Origin of the sequence: Sulfitobacter sp. M85, from assembly GCF_029285915.1 — a bacterium.
Lineage (GTDB): Bacteria > Pseudomonadota > Alphaproteobacteria > Rhodobacterales > Rhodobacteraceae > Sulfitobacter > Sulfitobacter faviae.
The window spans coordinates 338,999-353,354 of the sequence record NZ_JABECQ010000001.1; the positions used below are offsets into that span (position 1 = coordinate 338,999).

At 62.6% G+C, this 14,356-nt stretch carries 16 protein-coding genes; 4 read left to right on the forward strand and 12 right to left on the reverse strand.

Features of this window, described 5'->3' with window-relative positions; genetic code table 11:
- Positions 1-111: 111 nt before the first annotated feature.
- Both HKX24_RS01725 and pip read right to left on the reverse strand, forming a co-directional pair.
- Positions 112-975 (reverse strand): ABC transporter substrate-binding protein, encoded by an 864-nt coding sequence (locus HKX24_RS01725; protein ID WP_271692646.1) that lies wholly within the window; start codon positions 973-975, stop codon positions 112-114.
- A complete protein-coding gene (pip, locus tag HKX24_RS01730; RefSeq protein ID WP_271692647.1) occupies positions 972-1,943 on the reverse strand; it encodes a prolyl aminopeptidase in 972 nt (323 codons plus the stop codon). Before pip ends, HKX24_RS01725 begins: the two co-directional genes overlap by 4 nt.
- 48 nt (positions 1,944-1,991) lie before the next feature.
- On the opposite strand from pip, the gene ubiG reads away from it, so the two are divergent.
- Positions 1,992-2,750, forward strand: a complete 759-nt coding sequence (gene ubiG, locus HKX24_RS01735) for a bifunctional 2-polyprenyl-6-hydroxyphenol methylase/3-demethylubiquinol 3-O-methyltransferase UbiG (RefSeq protein WP_271692648.1) — start codon at positions 1,992-1,994, stop codon at positions 2,748-2,750.
- Here ubiG and HKX24_RS01740 read toward each other — a convergent pair.
- Genes HKX24_RS01740 through HKX24_RS01755 form a run of 4 tightly spaced genes read right to left on the reverse strand, consistent with a single transcriptional unit; the run spans position 2,725 to position 5,033 of the window.
- Entirely contained in the window at positions 2,725-3,165 is a 441-nt protein-coding gene (locus HKX24_RS01740) for a MarR family winged helix-turn-helix transcriptional regulator (protein WP_067265366.1), read from the reverse strand. The genes ubiG and HKX24_RS01740 overlap by 26 nt on opposite strands.
- Before the next feature lie 11 nt (positions 3,166-3,176).
- Positions 3,177-4,007, reverse strand: coding sequence for a carbon-nitrogen hydrolase family protein (locus HKX24_RS01745; RefSeq protein ID WP_271692649.1), 831 nt, complete (start codon positions 4,005-4,007; stop codon positions 3,177-3,179).
- Complete coding sequence (gene grxC / locus HKX24_RS01750; protein WP_271692650.1) at positions 4,004-4,264, reverse strand: glutaredoxin 3; 261 nt, start codon at positions 4,262-4,264, stop codon at positions 4,004-4,006. The genes HKX24_RS01745 and grxC overlap by 4 nt, the downstream gene beginning before the upstream one ends.
- A 37-nt stretch (positions 4,265-4,301) precedes the next feature.
- Complete coding sequence (locus HKX24_RS01755) at positions 4,302-5,033, reverse strand: ComF family protein (RefSeq protein ID WP_271692651.1); 732 nt, start codon at positions 5,031-5,033, stop codon at positions 4,302-4,304.
- 14 nt (positions 5,034-5,047) lie between these two features.
- On the opposite strand from HKX24_RS01755, the gene HKX24_RS01760 reads away from it, so the two are divergent.
- Together HKX24_RS01760 and hemH are read left to right on the forward strand one after the other, a co-directional pair.
- Positions 5,048-5,866 (forward strand): methyltransferase domain-containing protein, encoded by an 819-nt coding sequence (locus tag HKX24_RS01760; RefSeq protein WP_271692652.1) that lies wholly within the window; start codon positions 5,048-5,050, stop codon positions 5,864-5,866.
- Between the two features lie 54 nt (positions 5,867-5,920).
- The gene (hemH, locus tag HKX24_RS01765; RefSeq protein WP_271692653.1) at positions 5,921-6,997 is read left to right on the forward strand and encodes a ferrochelatase; all 1,077 of its coding nucleotides are present in this window, start codon (positions 5,921-5,923) and stop codon (positions 6,995-6,997) included.
- 103 nt (positions 6,998-7,100) lie between these two features.
- Here hemH and HKX24_RS01770 read toward each other — a convergent pair whose 3' ends face one another.
- Both HKX24_RS01770 and HKX24_RS01775 read right to left on the reverse strand, forming a co-directional pair.
- Positions 7,101-7,283: a hypothetical protein gene (locus HKX24_RS01770; RefSeq protein ID WP_067261136.1), complete on the reverse strand. Its 183-nt coding sequence runs from the start codon at positions 7,281-7,283 to the stop codon at positions 7,101-7,103.
- A 141-nt stretch (positions 7,284-7,424) separates the two neighbouring features.
- On the reverse strand, positions 7,425-8,036 hold the full coding sequence (locus HKX24_RS01775; protein ID WP_271692654.1) for a L,D-transpeptidase: 612 nt from the start codon (positions 8,034-8,036) through the stop codon (positions 7,425-7,427).
- Between the two features lie 168 nt (positions 8,037-8,204).
- Here HKX24_RS01775 and HKX24_RS01780 point away from each other — a divergent pair, with 168 nt between their 5' ends.
- Complete coding sequence (locus HKX24_RS01780; RefSeq protein ID WP_168612925.1) at positions 8,205-8,702, forward strand: CAP domain-containing protein; 498 nt, start codon at positions 8,205-8,207, stop codon at positions 8,700-8,702.
- A 62-nt stretch (positions 8,703-8,764) separates the two neighbouring features.
- Here HKX24_RS01780 and HKX24_RS01785 read toward each other — a convergent pair whose 3' ends face one another.
- From HKX24_RS01785 to HKX24_RS01800, 4 genes are all read right to left on the reverse strand, one after another.
- Positions 8,765-9,262, reverse strand: a complete 498-nt coding sequence (locus tag HKX24_RS01785; RefSeq protein ID WP_168612924.1) for a L,D-transpeptidase family protein — start codon at positions 9,260-9,262, stop codon at positions 8,765-8,767.
- Between the two features lie 112 nt (positions 9,263-9,374).
- Complete coding sequence (locus tag HKX24_RS01790) at positions 9,375-10,598, reverse strand: class I SAM-dependent RNA methyltransferase (protein WP_271692655.1); 1,224 nt, start codon at positions 10,596-10,598, stop codon at positions 9,375-9,377.
- Positions 10,599-10,635: 37 nt separating this feature from the next.
- Complete coding sequence (locus HKX24_RS01795) at positions 10,636-12,468, reverse strand: ABC transporter ATP-binding protein (RefSeq protein WP_276153765.1); 1,833 nt, start codon at positions 12,466-12,468, stop codon at positions 10,636-10,638.
- Entirely contained in the window at positions 12,465-14,303 is a 1,839-nt protein-coding gene (locus HKX24_RS01800; RefSeq protein ID WP_271692657.1) for an ABC transporter ATP-binding protein, read from the reverse strand. The genes HKX24_RS01795 and HKX24_RS01800 overlap by 4 nt, the downstream gene beginning before the upstream one ends.
- Between the last annotated feature and the right edge of the window lie 53 nt (positions 14,304-14,356).

Genomic DNA, 14,356 nt, shown 5'->3' on the forward strand with positions numbered 1-14,356 from the left:
AAAAAACGGGCGCGCGGCCCGTTCACGAATTCGGTGGAGCCTTCGGTGTGGACCCGAAAGCGCCGCTGTTGAAGGGGATATAGGCCGAATGCGGCGAAACTGCAACCCCTCTCAGCCGAACCACCACCGCTCGGGCGCGCGCAGGTTGTCCATCGGCGCTTGGCGTCCGGGGTTCGGCGGCTGGCGCAGATCGCCCGACAATGCGCTGACCCCGCCTGCGCTATCAGCCTGAAGGGTCACATCCCCCCGGTCGCGGTAACGGGGCCGCGCCGGTAAATCCGCTGCATCAACAAGCCCTTCGCTCAGCGCCTGCGCCCGCACCTCACGGGCGGGGAGCGACACCAGTTCGACCGTATCGAACCACCCGGCGGTGCCGTCCTTGTAATGCATCTCTACCCGTTCGGCCAAAACCTGACGTCCGGCGGAAAAGCGCCGCAGACGGTAAAGCCCGGTGCCAATCCCGGCCTCGGGCGCATGGGCGGGGCGGATCACATAGCGCGATTGCGCCAGCAGGAGCGGCAGGTCGGGATTCGCCGCCGCCAATGTGACCTGCACTTGCAGATCGTCCTGAACGGCGACCTCGGCCCCGGCCAGAAGACCGCGCAGACTGGCCACCACATCGCGGGCGGTCAGGGGGCTGCCATCGTGAAAACGCACATCGGGGCGCAGGTCGAACTGCCACTGCCGGGCGCCATCGCTGGCCTGCCAACCGGTCGCCAACTCACCCTTGAGGATGCCATTGCTGGTGACTTCGGTCAGCGTGTCAAAGATCATCCCCTGCCGCGCGACCTGCATGAAGAGCCCATCGCCATGGACCCAAGTATCCTCTCGCGTGGCACCTGAAAGCGCCAGCCGCAGACGGCCCCCGCGCCGGGGCGGCTCCCCCGCGCTAGCACCTGTCGCGGCCAGCAGGGCCGCCGCCGCACCGGTGGTGAAAAGCGCCCGGCGATCCAGCAGAGAGTTGCGCCCACTCATCGCTGTCCGATCCTATCCATCGTGCGCACCAATTCGGAACTGATCCCCGGCTCCGACAGGGCATGGCCCGCATCCCGGATCATCCGCAGGTCGGCATTGGGCCAACGTTCCGCCAGCGCATAGGCCCCCGCAGGCGGGCAGATCATGTCATAGCGCCCCTGCACGATGACCCCCGGGATATGCGCGATCCGCCCCATATGTTCGAGGATCTGACCGTCGAACTCCAAAAAGCCATTGTTGGTGAAATAATGGTTCTCCAACCGCGAAAAGGCCCGCGCATAGGCCGATGGCCCGCCATGCGACACCCCATCGGAATGCACCGAGGCCAGCGCGTTCTCCCAAGCGGCCCATGCGCGGCCATAGTCCTGCTCGACCCGCAAATCGCCCGAGAACAGCCGCCGGTGATAGGCCGCGATCAGATCGTCACGCTCGTCTTCGGGGATCAGGTTCACGAACCGCGCCCAAAGTTCGGGCCAGAACCGCCCGGCGCCACCGCCGTAGAACCAATCAAGCTCGGCCTGCGTCATCAGGAACACGCCGCGCAGGATCAGATGGCGCACGGCCTCTGGGTGCGCTTGAGCGTAGATTAGCGACAGCGTCGCCCCCCAAGACCCCCCGAAAACCATCCATTTGTCGATGCCGAGCGTGGTGCGAATCAGCTCGATATCGGCGACCAAATGCCATGTCGTGTTGTCCGTGACCGAGGCATGCGGAGTGGAACGCCCGCAGCCGCGCTGATCGAACAGCACCACACGGTAGACCTTAGGGTCGAAATACCGCCGCATCGCCGGGCTGCAACCGCCTCCGGGGCCGCCATGCAGCACGACAACGGGGATGCCATCGGGGTTGCCACATTGCTCGACATAGACCTGATGCCCTTGCCCTACGGACAGCATCCGCTGGTCGAAAGGCTCAACCGGCGGATAAAGATGCGGCGCGCCGCGTTTTTGGTCGGGATACTTGTCCATTGCCGCCCTATATAGTCATTGAACCCAAAAGAGCACAGGGAGATCAGAATGCAAGCGGATCAATCAACCATCGACCCCGCCGAGATCGCCAAATTCGAAGCGATGGCCGCCGAATGGTGGGATCTGAACGGCAAGTTCAAGCCGCTGCACATGCTGAACCCCTGCCGGTTGGACTATATCACCAGCCAGATCGCGGGGGAGTTTGACCGCGATTTGAAGGCCGAGACGCCGTTCAAAGGCCTGCGGATCCTCGACATCGGCTGCGGCGGCGGGTTGCTGTCCGAACCGATGGCGCGGCTTGGGGCCGATGTGGTGGGCGCGGATGCGGCGGCGGGCAACATCCCCGTGGCGCAGATCCACGCGCAGCAATCGGGGCTAGAGATCGACTACCGCCACACCACCGCCGAAGACATGGCCGAGGCAGGTGAGAAATTCGATGTGGTGCTGAACATGGAGGTGGTCGAACATGTCGCCTCTCCCATCGACTATCTGATCGCTTGCCGCCGCCTGCTGAAACCCGGCGGGCTGCACATCTGTTCGACCCTGAACCGCAACCCGAAGTCTTTTATGATGGCAATTGTCGGGGCCGAGCATGTGATGCGCTGGCTGCCAAAGGGCACCCATGACTGGAACAAGTTCATCACCCCGGACGAGCTTTACGATCTTTTGAGCCGCGCCGGGCTGGAGCCGGTGGACCGCAAGGGTTTCGTCTTTAACCCCGTTGCATGGTCGTGGCGCGTGTCGGATCGGGATTTGAGCGTGAACTACGTTACAGCCAGCCTCAACCCTGGCTCAACTGACGCCTGAGCGCGCGCAGGATCGGGAGCGTGGCGCGAACCTGTTCTTCGCCAAGCTCCCCCACCACGTTCGAGATCATCGGCGTGATCGCATTCACCGCCGCATCCCGCGCCTGCCGCCCGGCGGGGCTGATCGCGACCATCTTGCGCCGCGCGTCGTCCCAATCGGGGCGGATATGAACGTAACCGGCCCATTCGAGCTTGCTCAGCGTGTTGGTCATCGCCCCACGCGTGACGTTGAAGGTCTCGGCCAGTTGCGCGGGCGAGCGTTCGCCGCCGTGCCATGAAAGCGAGTTCAGCACCGAGAAATGCGAGATCTCCATCCCCCGTGGCAATACCCGTGTCAGGCGACTGCGCACCGATTGGTCGGCGGCCAGCAATTCTCCGAACAACATGATCGCAAGGGTGTTTTTATCGTCAGTCATTTTCGGTCCGGTCAGGGCGCGGCAAAGGGGCGGCGGTTGGCAAGGCTGGGCACTTTGGCGCGGGCCTTGTCACATTCTTCCATGTCCATGTCACAAAAGTAAACGCCGGGGGCTGTCCCGGCATCCAACACCACCTCCCCCCAGGGGGCCACGACCATAGAATGCCCATAGGTGTCGCGGGTCTTATGCGCGGCGCTGGCATGGGTGCCCGTCTGGGCCGGGGCCAGCACATAACAGCCATTCTCGATCGCCCGCGCCCGCAGCAGACTGTGCCAATGCGCGGCCCCGGTGACCGGAGAGAAGGCCGCTGGCATGGTCAAGATACGCGCACCGGCCTCGGCCAATGACTGATAAAGCGCCGGAAAACGCATGTCATAGCAGATCGACATGCCGATCTTGCCAAACGGCGTCTCGGCCACCACGGCCTTGTCGCCGGGGCGGTAGCCTGCGGACTCGCGGTAGCTTTCGGTTTCGTTGATATCCACATCAAACATATGGATTTTGTCATAGCGCGCGACGATCTCTCCCTGTGGGGAAATCAGGAAAGACCGGTTGGCAAAGCGCCCGTCCCCCCCGCGCGTTTTCAGACCGAGCGAGCCGATCAGCAGCCAGATGCCCGCCTTTGCCGCCTCTTCGCGCAGAGCGGCAAGGGTGACATCGTCTTCCTCATAGGCCAGCACGGCCTGCTGGTGGCTGCGGCTGGTGCTGACGCAATTCGTCACCTCGGGGGTCAGGACAAACTCGGCCCCGCCCGCCACCGCCTCGCGCAGCAGGGCGCGGGTCTCGATCAGATTGGCGGCGGGGTCATCCGAGACGTTGAGTTGCAGCAGCGCGATTTTCATCTGTCGCTCAGCAATGCATCCAACTTGCCGGCACGGTCCAGCGCATAAAGCTCATCGCATCCACCGACATGCACATCGCCGATGAAAATCTGCGGCACGGTGCGGGCACCGCCGGCGCGCTGGATCATCTCTTTCTTGCGCTCAGGCTCCGACAGCACGTCGATTTCGTCAAAGGCCGCGCCCTTTTGGGTCAGCAGGCGTTTGGCGGAATGGCAAAAACCGCAGAGCGGCGACGTGTAGATTTCGACAGGTTGCATAGGATCACCCTTTGAACAGTTAACGTTGCACAGTGATCTAGGTCTCTTTGGCCACGCGCGCCAGTGCCAGCACGAAAACAGGGCCGGACCCGGCGGCCAGACAGGCCTGCGTGCAGGCGGTCAATGTGGCGCCGGAGGTAAAGACATCGTCCACCAAAATCACCGGTCGCATGATGATACGGTGCCGCCGTCGCGGATGCACGCGGATCGCCTGTTCCAACACCCGATACCGGGCTGCACGGCCCAAACCCTCCAACGAGGGCGTATGCCGGACCCGCTGCAACAGATCGGGACACCAGCGGTGCCCGGTTTCCGCCGACAGCGCCTTGGCCAGCAGAGCCGATTGATTGTAACGCCGTTTTAGCAAGCGTAGCCAATGCAGCGGCACCGGCGCGATCAGCGCCTCTTGCGGCAGGATGCCCTGCGCCGCCTGCGCCATCCAGCGGGCCGCGGGGCGGGCGATCTCTTGCCGGTCGCCATGCTTGAGCGCCAGAACCAGCCTGCGCCCCATATCGCGGTAGAGCAGTGCCGTGCGTCCCTGCGCCCATGGGCGCGGCATCGCGAGACAGGCATCACAATGGGGTGAGCCCACATCCCCGCCCCCCGGCAAGGGCGCACCGCAGGCATCGCAAACCGTCCCGCCGAGGAAGGCTGTGTCGCGCCAGCAAGCGCCGCAGAGGCCAAAATCCGCATCGACAAGCCCCCCGCAGCCCAGACAACGCGGCGGGTAGATAAGCGACACTGCTGTTTGAAGTCCCCGTGGCGGCATTCTATGTGTTCCCCATGACAGCACAGCCCACCCTGACCGACCCCAAGGCCCTCGCCCAGCACCGCGCCCGCGCGACGACACGGGGCATGTTCCTGCAACAGGCAGCCGCCGAAGAGGTTCAGGATCGGCTGAGTTTGGTTAAGAAAACGTTTACCGCACCGGCCATCGTGACCGCCTTCCCCCCAGTCTGGGCAGAGGCGTTCCCCAAGGCCAAGATCGTCGCCGAGGCCGAGGTGCTGGCGCTCGAACCGCAGGCGCATGATCTAGTGATCCACGCCATGGGGCTGCATTGGGCGAATGACCCCATTGGCCAGTTGATCCAATGTCGCCGCGCGCTGCGTCCTGACGGGCTGTTACAGGCCGTGGCGCTTGGCGGGCAAACCCTGCATGAGCTGCGCGCCTGCCTTGGTCAGGCCGAAGCCGAAGTGACTGGCGGCCTGTCGCCCCGCATCGCCCCGATGGGGGAACTGCGCGATCTCGGCGCGCTGTTGCAACGCGCGGGGCTGGCCCTGCCCGTGGCCGATAGCCAACCGCTGACCGTGGAATATGATGACGCATGGGCCCTGATGCGCGACCTGCGCGAAATGGGAGAGACCAACGCCCTGCAAGCCCGTCTGCGCCGCCCCACGGGCCGCGCCGTGCTGATACGCGCGGCCGAGCTTTACGCCACGCATTTCACCGCCGCCTCGGGCCGGATCATGGCGACTTTCGACATGATCTTCCTTGCCGGTTGGGCACCGGACGAAAGCCAGCAGAAACCTTTGCGCCCTGGATCAGCGCAGCAACGGCTGGCAGATGCGCTGAATAGTCGCGAGGAACCCCTCCCCGATTGACCCAATCGGCAAAGCGGCTATCTCTGCGCGGATCACATGTGCGAGGAAACCCCCATGCAGGCAGCCCAGCCCCAATCCGCCCAAGCCGACGCCACCCAACCCGAACACGGCCCCACCGATCACCCCAAAGTCCCGCGTCCCAAAGTTGGCGTTTTGCTCGCCAACCTTGGCACGCCGGACGGCTATGACTATTGGTCGATGCGCCGCTACCTGAGCGAGTTCCTCTCGGACCGCCGGGTGATCGACTACAGCCCGTGGAAATGGCAACCGCTGTTGCAGACGGTGATCCTCACCAAACGCCCCTTTGCCAGCGGCGCGGCCTATAAATCCATCTGGAACGAGGCAGAGAACGAAAGCCCGCTGGCGACGATCACCAAATCGCAAACCGCCAAAATCAAAGCGGCGCTCAAAGCACGATACGGGGCCGACGTGATGGTCGATTACGCCATGCGCTATGGCAACCCGTCGACCCGCTCCAAGGTCGAGGCGATGGTCGCCGCCGGATGCCAGAAGATCTTGTTTTTCCCGCTTTATCCGCAATATGCCGGGGCGACCACGGCAACGGCGAATGACGCTTTCTTTGCCGCTCTGGCGAAGGAAAAATGGCAACCCGCTTCGCGCACCGTGGCCCCCTATTTCGACCGGCCTGACTATATCGAAGCGCTGGCGCAATCGGTCGAACGGGCCTATGCCGCGAAGGACAAGAAGCCCGATCTGCTGGTCTGCTCCTACCACGGTCTGCCGCAGCGCTATCTGATGGAGGGTGACCCCTACCACTGCCAATGTCAGAAAACGACGCGCCTGCTGAAGGAACGTCTGGGCTGGCAGGACAGCGAGATCATCACGACCTTCCAGTCACAGTTCGGCCCCGAGGAATGGCTGCAGCCCTATACGGTTGAAGAGGTCGCGCGTCAGGCCAAGGCAGGCAAGAAAAGCATCGCCGTCTGCGCGCCTGCATTCTCAGCCGATTGCATCGAAACGCTGGAAGAGATCAACGAAGAGATCAAGGAAAGCTTTGAAGAGGCAGGCGGCGAGGATTTCACCTATATTCCCTGCCTGAACGACGATGCGGCGCATATCGAAACGCTGACCACGATCATCACCGAGAACTTGGGCGGCTGGCTGGACTAAGCCCGCCTTGGGTCGCTGCGGCGGCCCCTTTTTCAGAACCACGCGCAGAAAACAAAAAAGGCGGTGCATTGCACCGCCTTTTCCGTTTGATCGTCAGTTCCGATTAGTCGGAAGCAACAGCTGCGGCAACCAGGGCCAGCAGGATCAGGGGAACCAGGATGCCCGAGGACGAACCTGTTGTTTCTTCCACGATGACCGGTGCTTCGACGATCGGCTCGGCCAGCGAACCAGCAAAAGCAGTCGATGCAGCAGCGGACAGAGCAGCGGCGAGAACGAGTTTCTTCATAACATAACCTCCAGAATAGGCGTGCTGTATCATATACATACACGCACCCAAGACTTACCTCGTAATCCTGTTCTAAACAGTATCGGCAAAAGTTTGCAAACCCGGAATCAGCTATTGCATCAAGGAATCAGGGGGATGTCGTCAAATAAGCAACACCTGCGTGCCAACCTTTGTCAGGGCAAAAAGTTCGGCGATATGTTCGTTATAGAGCCCGATGCAACCATTGGAAGACTTACGTCCAATTTTTCGTGTGTCGTGGGTTCCGTGGATACGATAGTAGGTCCAGCTGAGGTACAGCGCATGGGTGCCCAGTGGGTTGTCCGGACCGGGGCCGACGTAGGGCGGCCATTCGGGATTGCGCTTGAGCATCGACGGCGTGGGACGCCAGCTTGGCCCCTCGACCTTTTTGATGACACGGGTCCGGCCACGGCGTGTGAGGTCTTCGGTCAGCGGAACCGATGAGGGGTAGAGCTTGTAAACGCTCTGGTCCTCGGACCAGTAGTGCACCGCCCGGCTGTCGATATCGACCAGCACCGCGCCGTTGCGCGTGTTGCTGAAATAGGGGCGCCAATCCAGCATCCGGAAACTCGAGACATTGCGTTTGACCGCTTCGGTCAGGTCACGCTCTGTCTCGGTCGTGGCGGTGGAGTTGAAGGAAGAGGTGCTTTGCGCCAGAGCGGGTGTGGCAAGCATCGCGGCGCTGCCAGCAAGGAAGCCACGGCGGCTCTTGATCGAAAAACGGTGAGCGGACATGGAGCGTCTCCAAAACTGAAATTATGCTAATTATTGCCAGTTATATGGCTCGAAAGACGCAGTTTCAATTGAAACCGGGGCCGCACGGCAGAGTCATGCCTATGTGCGTTTGAACTGCAACGCGCCCCGATGTAAGGCAGAAAAAACTTCATTGCGTGGAGCGCTCATATGATCCGTATCCTGTCCATTCTACTGGCGCTGACGGTTGCGCTATCTGCCTGTACCCCGTCCAGCACGACCGGCGGCAAAGCCGGCGGCACCTACCGTATCAGCCGCTCCGACGCGGGTACGATCCAATTCCGCATGCTCGACTCCGTCAATGCGCTGCGCAGCTCTGCCGGGGTGACGCCGCTGGCGCTGGATGCCAAGCTGAACGCCGCGGCCGCCACCCATTCGCGCGATATGGCGGTGCAAAACCGCCCCTGGCATTTCGGCTCTGACGGGTCCTCGCCCATCGATCGCATCCAGCGCGTGGGCTATACCGGCGGTCTGGTCGGCGAGGTGATCTCGGAAACCTATGAGACCGAGCTTGAGACCCTCGCCGCGTGGATGGAACAGCCCGACACGCGCCGCATTCTGATGGCCCCCGATGGCCGCCAGATGGGTTTCGCATGGCATCAGGAAAACGGCGGCAAGATCTGGTGGACGCTGGTCGTCGGCAACTGATCTTTGTCTAATTAACCGACCGATCCGGCCCCTGCGGGGGCCGGTGTCGTATCAAGCGGCCCTTAGGGCGTGATCAGGATCGGCGTGCCGTCACGCACCATCGCGTAGACATCTTCGATTTCCTTGTTGGTGACCGCGATACAGCCCCAAGTCCAATCGTGCTTTTCTTTCTTCCGCGGGTCTTTCTGCCCGTGGATAAAGATATCGCCCCCCGGGCTTTTGCCCATGGCGCGGGCGTTTTCGATATCGCGCGCGTTCGGGTAATCGATCCCGACAGAAAGATGGAAACGACTGTTCGGGTTGCGACGGTCGATTCGATACAGCCCTTCGGGCGTGCGGCCATCCCCCTCAAAGGCTTTGTGGCCCACCGGAGCGAAGCCCAGTTTGATCCGGTAATCTTCGAGCACGCGGTTATGGTGCAACAGCATCATGCGGCGTTGGCTTTTGTTCACAACCACATAGGTCACTTCGGGACCGGTGTAGCGTTTGAACTTACTGCTACTGCACGCGCCAAGCGCCACCATAGCGGTGCCGCCAAGTATCATCGTCCTGCGTTTCATCACTGTGCCCTCAACGCCCCGGCCATTCCGGCCCTTTTTATCCGCGTTACCATAGAGAGGGATTAATTTCACTCAAAAAGCGGTGATCCGCGGCGTCATATGGGGCCGTGGCTCAGCTTTCAGGCAGGGTCAGACAGGCAGCGAGTTCCACATGGGACGACCAGCGGAACTGGTCGACCACCTGTACCCAGTCCAGCCGATAGCCTGCCGCGACCATGTTCTGCACATCGCGGGCAAAGCTCACCGGATTGCAGGAGACATAGGCCACGCGCGGCACCTCGGCGCGGATGATCTCGGCCACCTGCGCTTCGGCCCCCGCGCGGGGCGGGTCGAGCACCACGGCATCGATCTTGTCCAGTTCATCCGGAAGGAGCGGTCGGCGAAACAGATCGCGTGCCTCGGCGGTGAGCGGTTTTGCCCCCTTGGCCCGACGCCAGCCTCCTTCCAGCGCGGCGATCATCTCGGCATCGCCTTCCACTGCGTGCACCCGCGCCTGCTGCGCCAAGGGCAGGGCAAAGGTGCCGCAGCCCGCGAAAAGATCGGCCACGACCTCCGCCTCGCCCACGGCGTCTCCGACCGCCTCCAGCAAAGCTGCTTCGCCATGGCGGGTGGCCTGCAAGAAGGCGCCCGGCGGCGGCGTGACCGGCGCATCGCCAAAGCGCTGCGCTGGCGGCGCGCGCATCGCAATTACCTCGCCATCCCATGTCAGCCGAGCCAGAGATAGAGCCTCACAAGCCTGTGCCAATTGCTGGCGCAGCGGCCCGTCGAGCGGTTTGCCATTGGCGACAGAGACGTCCAGCCCCTCTTCCGAAAGTGTTACCGTGACGGCCAATTCGGCCTTTCGGCTGGTGCCGATCAGCGCCAGTTCTTCGGCGACCTTCAGCCCCGGCAGCAAGGCGGGATCGACCAACTGACAGCCCGGCACCTCGATCAGCACGTCAGAGGCGCGGCCATGAAAGCCCGCCATAGCGCCCTTTTTCGTCCGCCGCGCGGCAAAGGTCGCCCGACGGCGCGATTGCGCGGGGGAGGTTTGGATGGGGCGAAATTCTGCCTCTACCCCATGAGCCGAAAGCGCGTTGCGCACCACATCGACCTTCCAAGCCGCCACGAAATCATCCGTGGCATGCTGCAACTGGCAGCCGCCGCAGGATTTGAAATGGCGACAGGGCGGTGCGACCCGCTGGTCGGAGGGGGTGACGATCCGCACATCGCGAAGCTGCTGCCCATCGACAACGCCGGTGACGGTTTCCCCCGGCAGGGTCATCGGGGCAAAGATCGGACCTTCGGCGATGCCGTCGCCGTGGTGGCCGAGACGCAAGATTTCATGTTCTGTCATAGCCTGCCCATAGCGCGGCAAAGGCGACTGGGAAAGCCTATTCCGCCGCCTTCACATCCAGAAACCCGCCCGACTGCCGGTGCCAATAGCGCGCATAAAGCCCGTCTTGGGCAAGCAAATCGGCATGGCTGCCAATCTCTGCAATGCGGCCTGCGTCCAGCACCATGATGCGGTCCATCTCGGTCAGGGTCGACAGACGGTGAGCGATGGCGAGGACCGTTTTGCCCTCCATCACACGATCTAGGGTCTGCTGAATCGCGGCCTCCACCTCGCTATCAAGGGCGCTCGTCGCCTCGTCCAACACCAGTATCGGCGCGTCTTTCAGGATGGCGCGGGCCAAGGCGATGCGCTGGCGCTGGCCGCCCGAAAGCTTCACCCCACGCTCCCCCAGATGCGCGGCATAGCCGCGGCGACCTTTGTGATCTTCGAGCTGCTGAATGAACTCATGCGCCTCGGCGCGTTCGGCGGCGGCGATGACCTCGGCCTCGGTCGCGTCGGGGCGGCCATACAGGATGTTGTCCCGCGCGGAGCGATTGAACATCGCCGTCTCCTGCGTGACCATGCCGATATTGCGGCGCAGGCTCTCTTGGGTCACCGTCGTGGTATCCACCCCGTCGATCAATATCTTGCCCTGTTCTGGTTCATAGAGCCGCAAGAGCAACGCCACGAGGGTCGATTTCCCCGCCCCCGAAGCACCGACGATGCCAAGCTTCTCACCCGGTTGGATGGTCAGCGAGATGCGGTCGATGCCGCCAGTCTGACGGCCATAGGCAAAGCCCAGATCGCGCAACTCGATCTCTCCGGCCTCGACGACCAGTTCCTGCGCATCAGGCTCATCATCCAGCCGCACGCGCGGCGTCAGGGTGCGCATGCCGTCTTCGACCTCCCCAATATTGGAATAGATCGCCATCAGCGTGAATGAGACCCAGCCCGTCATGTGCGCGATACGGATCGCGATGGCGCCGGAGGCGACGATATCGCCCTCGCTCGCCAATCCGCGCTGCCACAGCAGGATCGTCCCGCCCAGCAACAGAACCGGCAAAAGACCCGCAAGGCTCATCAGCGCCAGACGGAACCCGGCGGCGAGATAGCCGAACTCCAAGGCCCGGGCACGGAAGCTCTGCATCGCGGAAAGTGCGGCGCGGTCTTCGTGATCGGCATGCGCAAAGAGCTTCACCGTTTTGATGTTGGTGATCGTATCGACCACCTGCCCCGACACCATCGCCCGCGCCCCGGCCCGCCCCGCGGCCCGTTTGCGCACGCGCGGCAAGAACCAGTTGATCAGCGCCAGATACATCACCAGCCAGACGGAAAACCCAACCGCCACACGCCAGTCGATCGCCAAAAGCAAGGCGACCGACCCCACCAGAGAGGCAAGCGCAAAGGCCACCACGTTGATCACTTCGGCGGCCACATCCGTCACCGCCCGCGCGGCCTGCATCTGCTTTTGCGCAATGCGCCCGGCGAAGTCTTCGTCAAAAAAATTGACGTTCTGCCCCAGCGTCCAACGGTGCAGCCGCGACAACACCAGCGGGTTTACATTGGGTTGCACCATGATCGCGTTGGAGGCCGAGGAGAGGCCAAACAGCACGGGACGCGCCACAAGGAAAAACGCAATCGCGCCCAAGACCAGAACCAGACTGCTGCCCTCAAAAAACCGCTCCGGCCCTGCGCTGACCGTGGCATCGATCACCTTGCCCAAAATCCACGCTGTGCCCGCCTCCATCGCGCCAGCGGCGGCAGATAGAAAGGCGGCGAGCCAGAGCACCGGCCAAGCGCCAGCAAGGCACCAGCGGATGAAGGCCCAGAGGGTCTGCGGTGGGGGCCCCTCGGCGGGGCGAAACGGGTTGATCCAGTTCGAAATGCTCACGTCTTGTCATCCAATGCGAGAAAACCGCCCGACTGACGGTGCCAGAAAGCTGCATATAGGCCAGCTTTTTGCAAAAGCGCGTCATGGCTGCCCTCTTCGACGATACGACCTTGATCCAGAACCAGAATTCGGTCCATCTCGGCGATCGTCGACAGCCTGTGCGCGATGGCGATGACGGTCTTGCCCGCCATCATGCCATAGAGTGTTTCCTGAATGACCGCCTCCACCTCACTGTCGAGCGCGCTTGTCGCCTCATCCAGCAACAAGATCGGCGCGTCCTTGAGGATCACCCGCGCCAGCGTGATGCGCTGCCGTTGCCCGCCGGACAGTTTCACGCCCCGCTCGCCCACCCGCGCGTCATAGCCCGAGCGCCCCTCAGGATCGGTCAGATCGAGGATGAACTTATGCGCCTGCGCCTGTTTCGCCGCCGCGATCATCTCGGCCTCGCTGGCGTCGGGAAGGCCATAAAGGATATTCTCGCGCACCGAGCGATGCAGCAGCGAGGAATCCTGCTGCACCACACCGATATGCCGCCGCAGACTGTCTTGCCGGACCTGTGCGATGTCCTGCCCGTCGATCCGAATTTCGCCCGTTTCGGCGTCGTAGAACCGCAGTATCAGCTTCACGAGGGTCGATTTTCCCGCGCCCGAGCGGCCCACAAGGCCAATCCTCTCACCCGGCTGCACGGTGATATTGATGTCCTGAACCCCGCCGCTGTCGCGCCCGTAGTGATGGCTCAGCCCCGCCATTTCGATCCGCCCTTCGGTGAGCTTCAGCGGCGGCGCATCGCGGCGGTCGGTGAGGGCGAGGGGCTGGGCAATGGTCTCCATCCCTTCGGCAACGACACCCAATTCGCGGAAAAAGCTCGACAGCGCCCACATGATCCAGCCGGTCATGGAATTAAGCCGCAGCGCCAGCGCGGCGGCGGCGGCGACAACACCGACACTTGCCTCGGCCCCCATCCACAGCACCAAGGCCCAGCCGACGACGCCCACGATCAACATGCCGTTGAGAAGGGTGAGCACCACATCCATGATGGTGAAGATACGCATCTCACCTTGAAACGTGCGCCGCGCCTCTTCGATGGCTTCACCCGCGAAATCGACCTCCAGATCATGATGCGCGAACATTTTGACCGAATGGATATTGGTATAGGCATCCACCACGCGCCCCGTCACCTGCGACCGCGCGTCCGACGCGGCTTTGGACGCAGGGCCGACCCGTTTGATCGTCCACGCCACCAAGCCGCCATAGAGGATGAACCACCCCAGAAGCGGCACTAACAACCGGATATCCGAGGTAGAGAGCAGGATCGCCGCGCCGATCATATAGGCCAGCGAGTAAGAGATCGCATCAAAGACCTGAAAGACGACCTCCCCCGCTGCCGGTGGGGTCTGCATGATCCGGTTGGCGATACGCCCGGCGAAGTCATTCTCGAACCAGCCCACCGATTGCCGCAAGACATGGCGATGCGCCCGCCAACGGATCAACGTGCCGAAGTTCGGCAAGATCGCATTGTTCAAAAGCATCACATCGACCGCCTGCACCATGGGCCGCAGCAACAGCACGGCCAGCGCCACGAGGATCAGCTCGGTCCGGTGTTCCGCCCACATCTGCGCAGGATCGCTGCCCAGCAGATCGACGATGCGGCCCATGTAGTAGATCAGGCCAACCTCGATCCCGGCGACAAGGACCGCCATCAGCCCGGCGAGGGCAAATACCTTTTTGAACGGCTGTGCATAGTCCCGCAGGAAGGGCCACAGCCCTTGGGGCGGCACATCCTTCTCGCGATAGGAGACATAGGGATCAACGAGGTTTTCAAAAAAGCGGAACATGGGAAGACCTTGGAAATAGACGTGCAAAATGTTCGGCGCTGCCCAATAGCAGA

Bases quoted from the DNA above. Each gene is read 5' to 3' on its own strand.
- HKX24_RS01725 (WP_271692646.1), bottom strand. From the start codon at position 975: ATGAGTGGGCGCAACTCTCTGCTGGATCGCCGGGCGCTTTTCACCACC.
- pip (WP_271692647.1), bottom strand. From the start codon at position 1,943: ATGGACAAGTATCCCGACCAAAAACGCGGCGCGCCGCATCTTTATCCG.
- ubiG (WP_271692648.1), top strand. From the start codon at position 1,992: ATGCAAGCGGATCAATCAACCATCGACCCCGCCGAGATCGCCAAATTC.
- HKX24_RS01740 (WP_067265366.1), bottom strand. From the start codon at position 3,165: ATGACTGACGATAAAAACACCCTTGCGATCATGTTGTTCGGAGAATTG.
- HKX24_RS01745 (WP_271692649.1), bottom strand. From the start codon at position 4,007: ATGAAAATCGCGCTGCTGCAACTCAACGTCTCGGATGACCCCGCCGCC.
- grxC (WP_271692650.1), bottom strand. From the start codon at position 4,264: ATGCAACCTGTCGAAATCTACACGTCGCCGCTCTGCGGTTTTTGCCAT.
- HKX24_RS01755 (WP_271692651.1), bottom strand. From the start codon at position 5,033: ATGCCGCCACGGGGACTTCAAACAGCAGTGTCGCTTATCTACCCGCCG.
- HKX24_RS01760 (WP_271692652.1), top strand. From the start codon at position 5,048: ATGACAGCACAGCCCACCCTGACCGACCCCAAGGCCCTCGCCCAGCAC.
- hemH (WP_271692653.1), top strand. From the start codon at position 5,921: ATGCAGGCAGCCCAGCCCCAATCCGCCCAAGCCGACGCCACCCAACCC.
- HKX24_RS01770 (WP_067261136.1), bottom strand. From the start codon at position 7,283: ATGAAGAAACTCGTTCTCGCCGCTGCTCTGTCCGCTGCTGCATCGACT.
- HKX24_RS01775 (WP_271692654.1), bottom strand. From the start codon at position 8,036: ATGTCCGCTCACCGTTTTTCGATCAAGAGCCGCCGTGGCTTCCTTGCT.
- HKX24_RS01780 (WP_168612925.1), top strand. From the start codon at position 8,205: ATGATCCGTATCCTGTCCATTCTACTGGCGCTGACGGTTGCGCTATCT.
- HKX24_RS01785 (WP_168612924.1), bottom strand. From the start codon at position 9,262: ATGAAACGCAGGACGATGATACTTGGCGGCACCGCTATGGTGGCGCTT.
- HKX24_RS01790 (WP_271692655.1), bottom strand. From the start codon at position 10,598: ATGACAGAACATGAAATCTTGCGTCTCGGCCACCACGGCGACGGCATC.
- HKX24_RS01800 (WP_271692657.1), bottom strand. From the start codon at position 14,303: ATGTTCCGCTTTTTTGAAAACCTCGTTGATCCCTATGTCTCCTATCGC.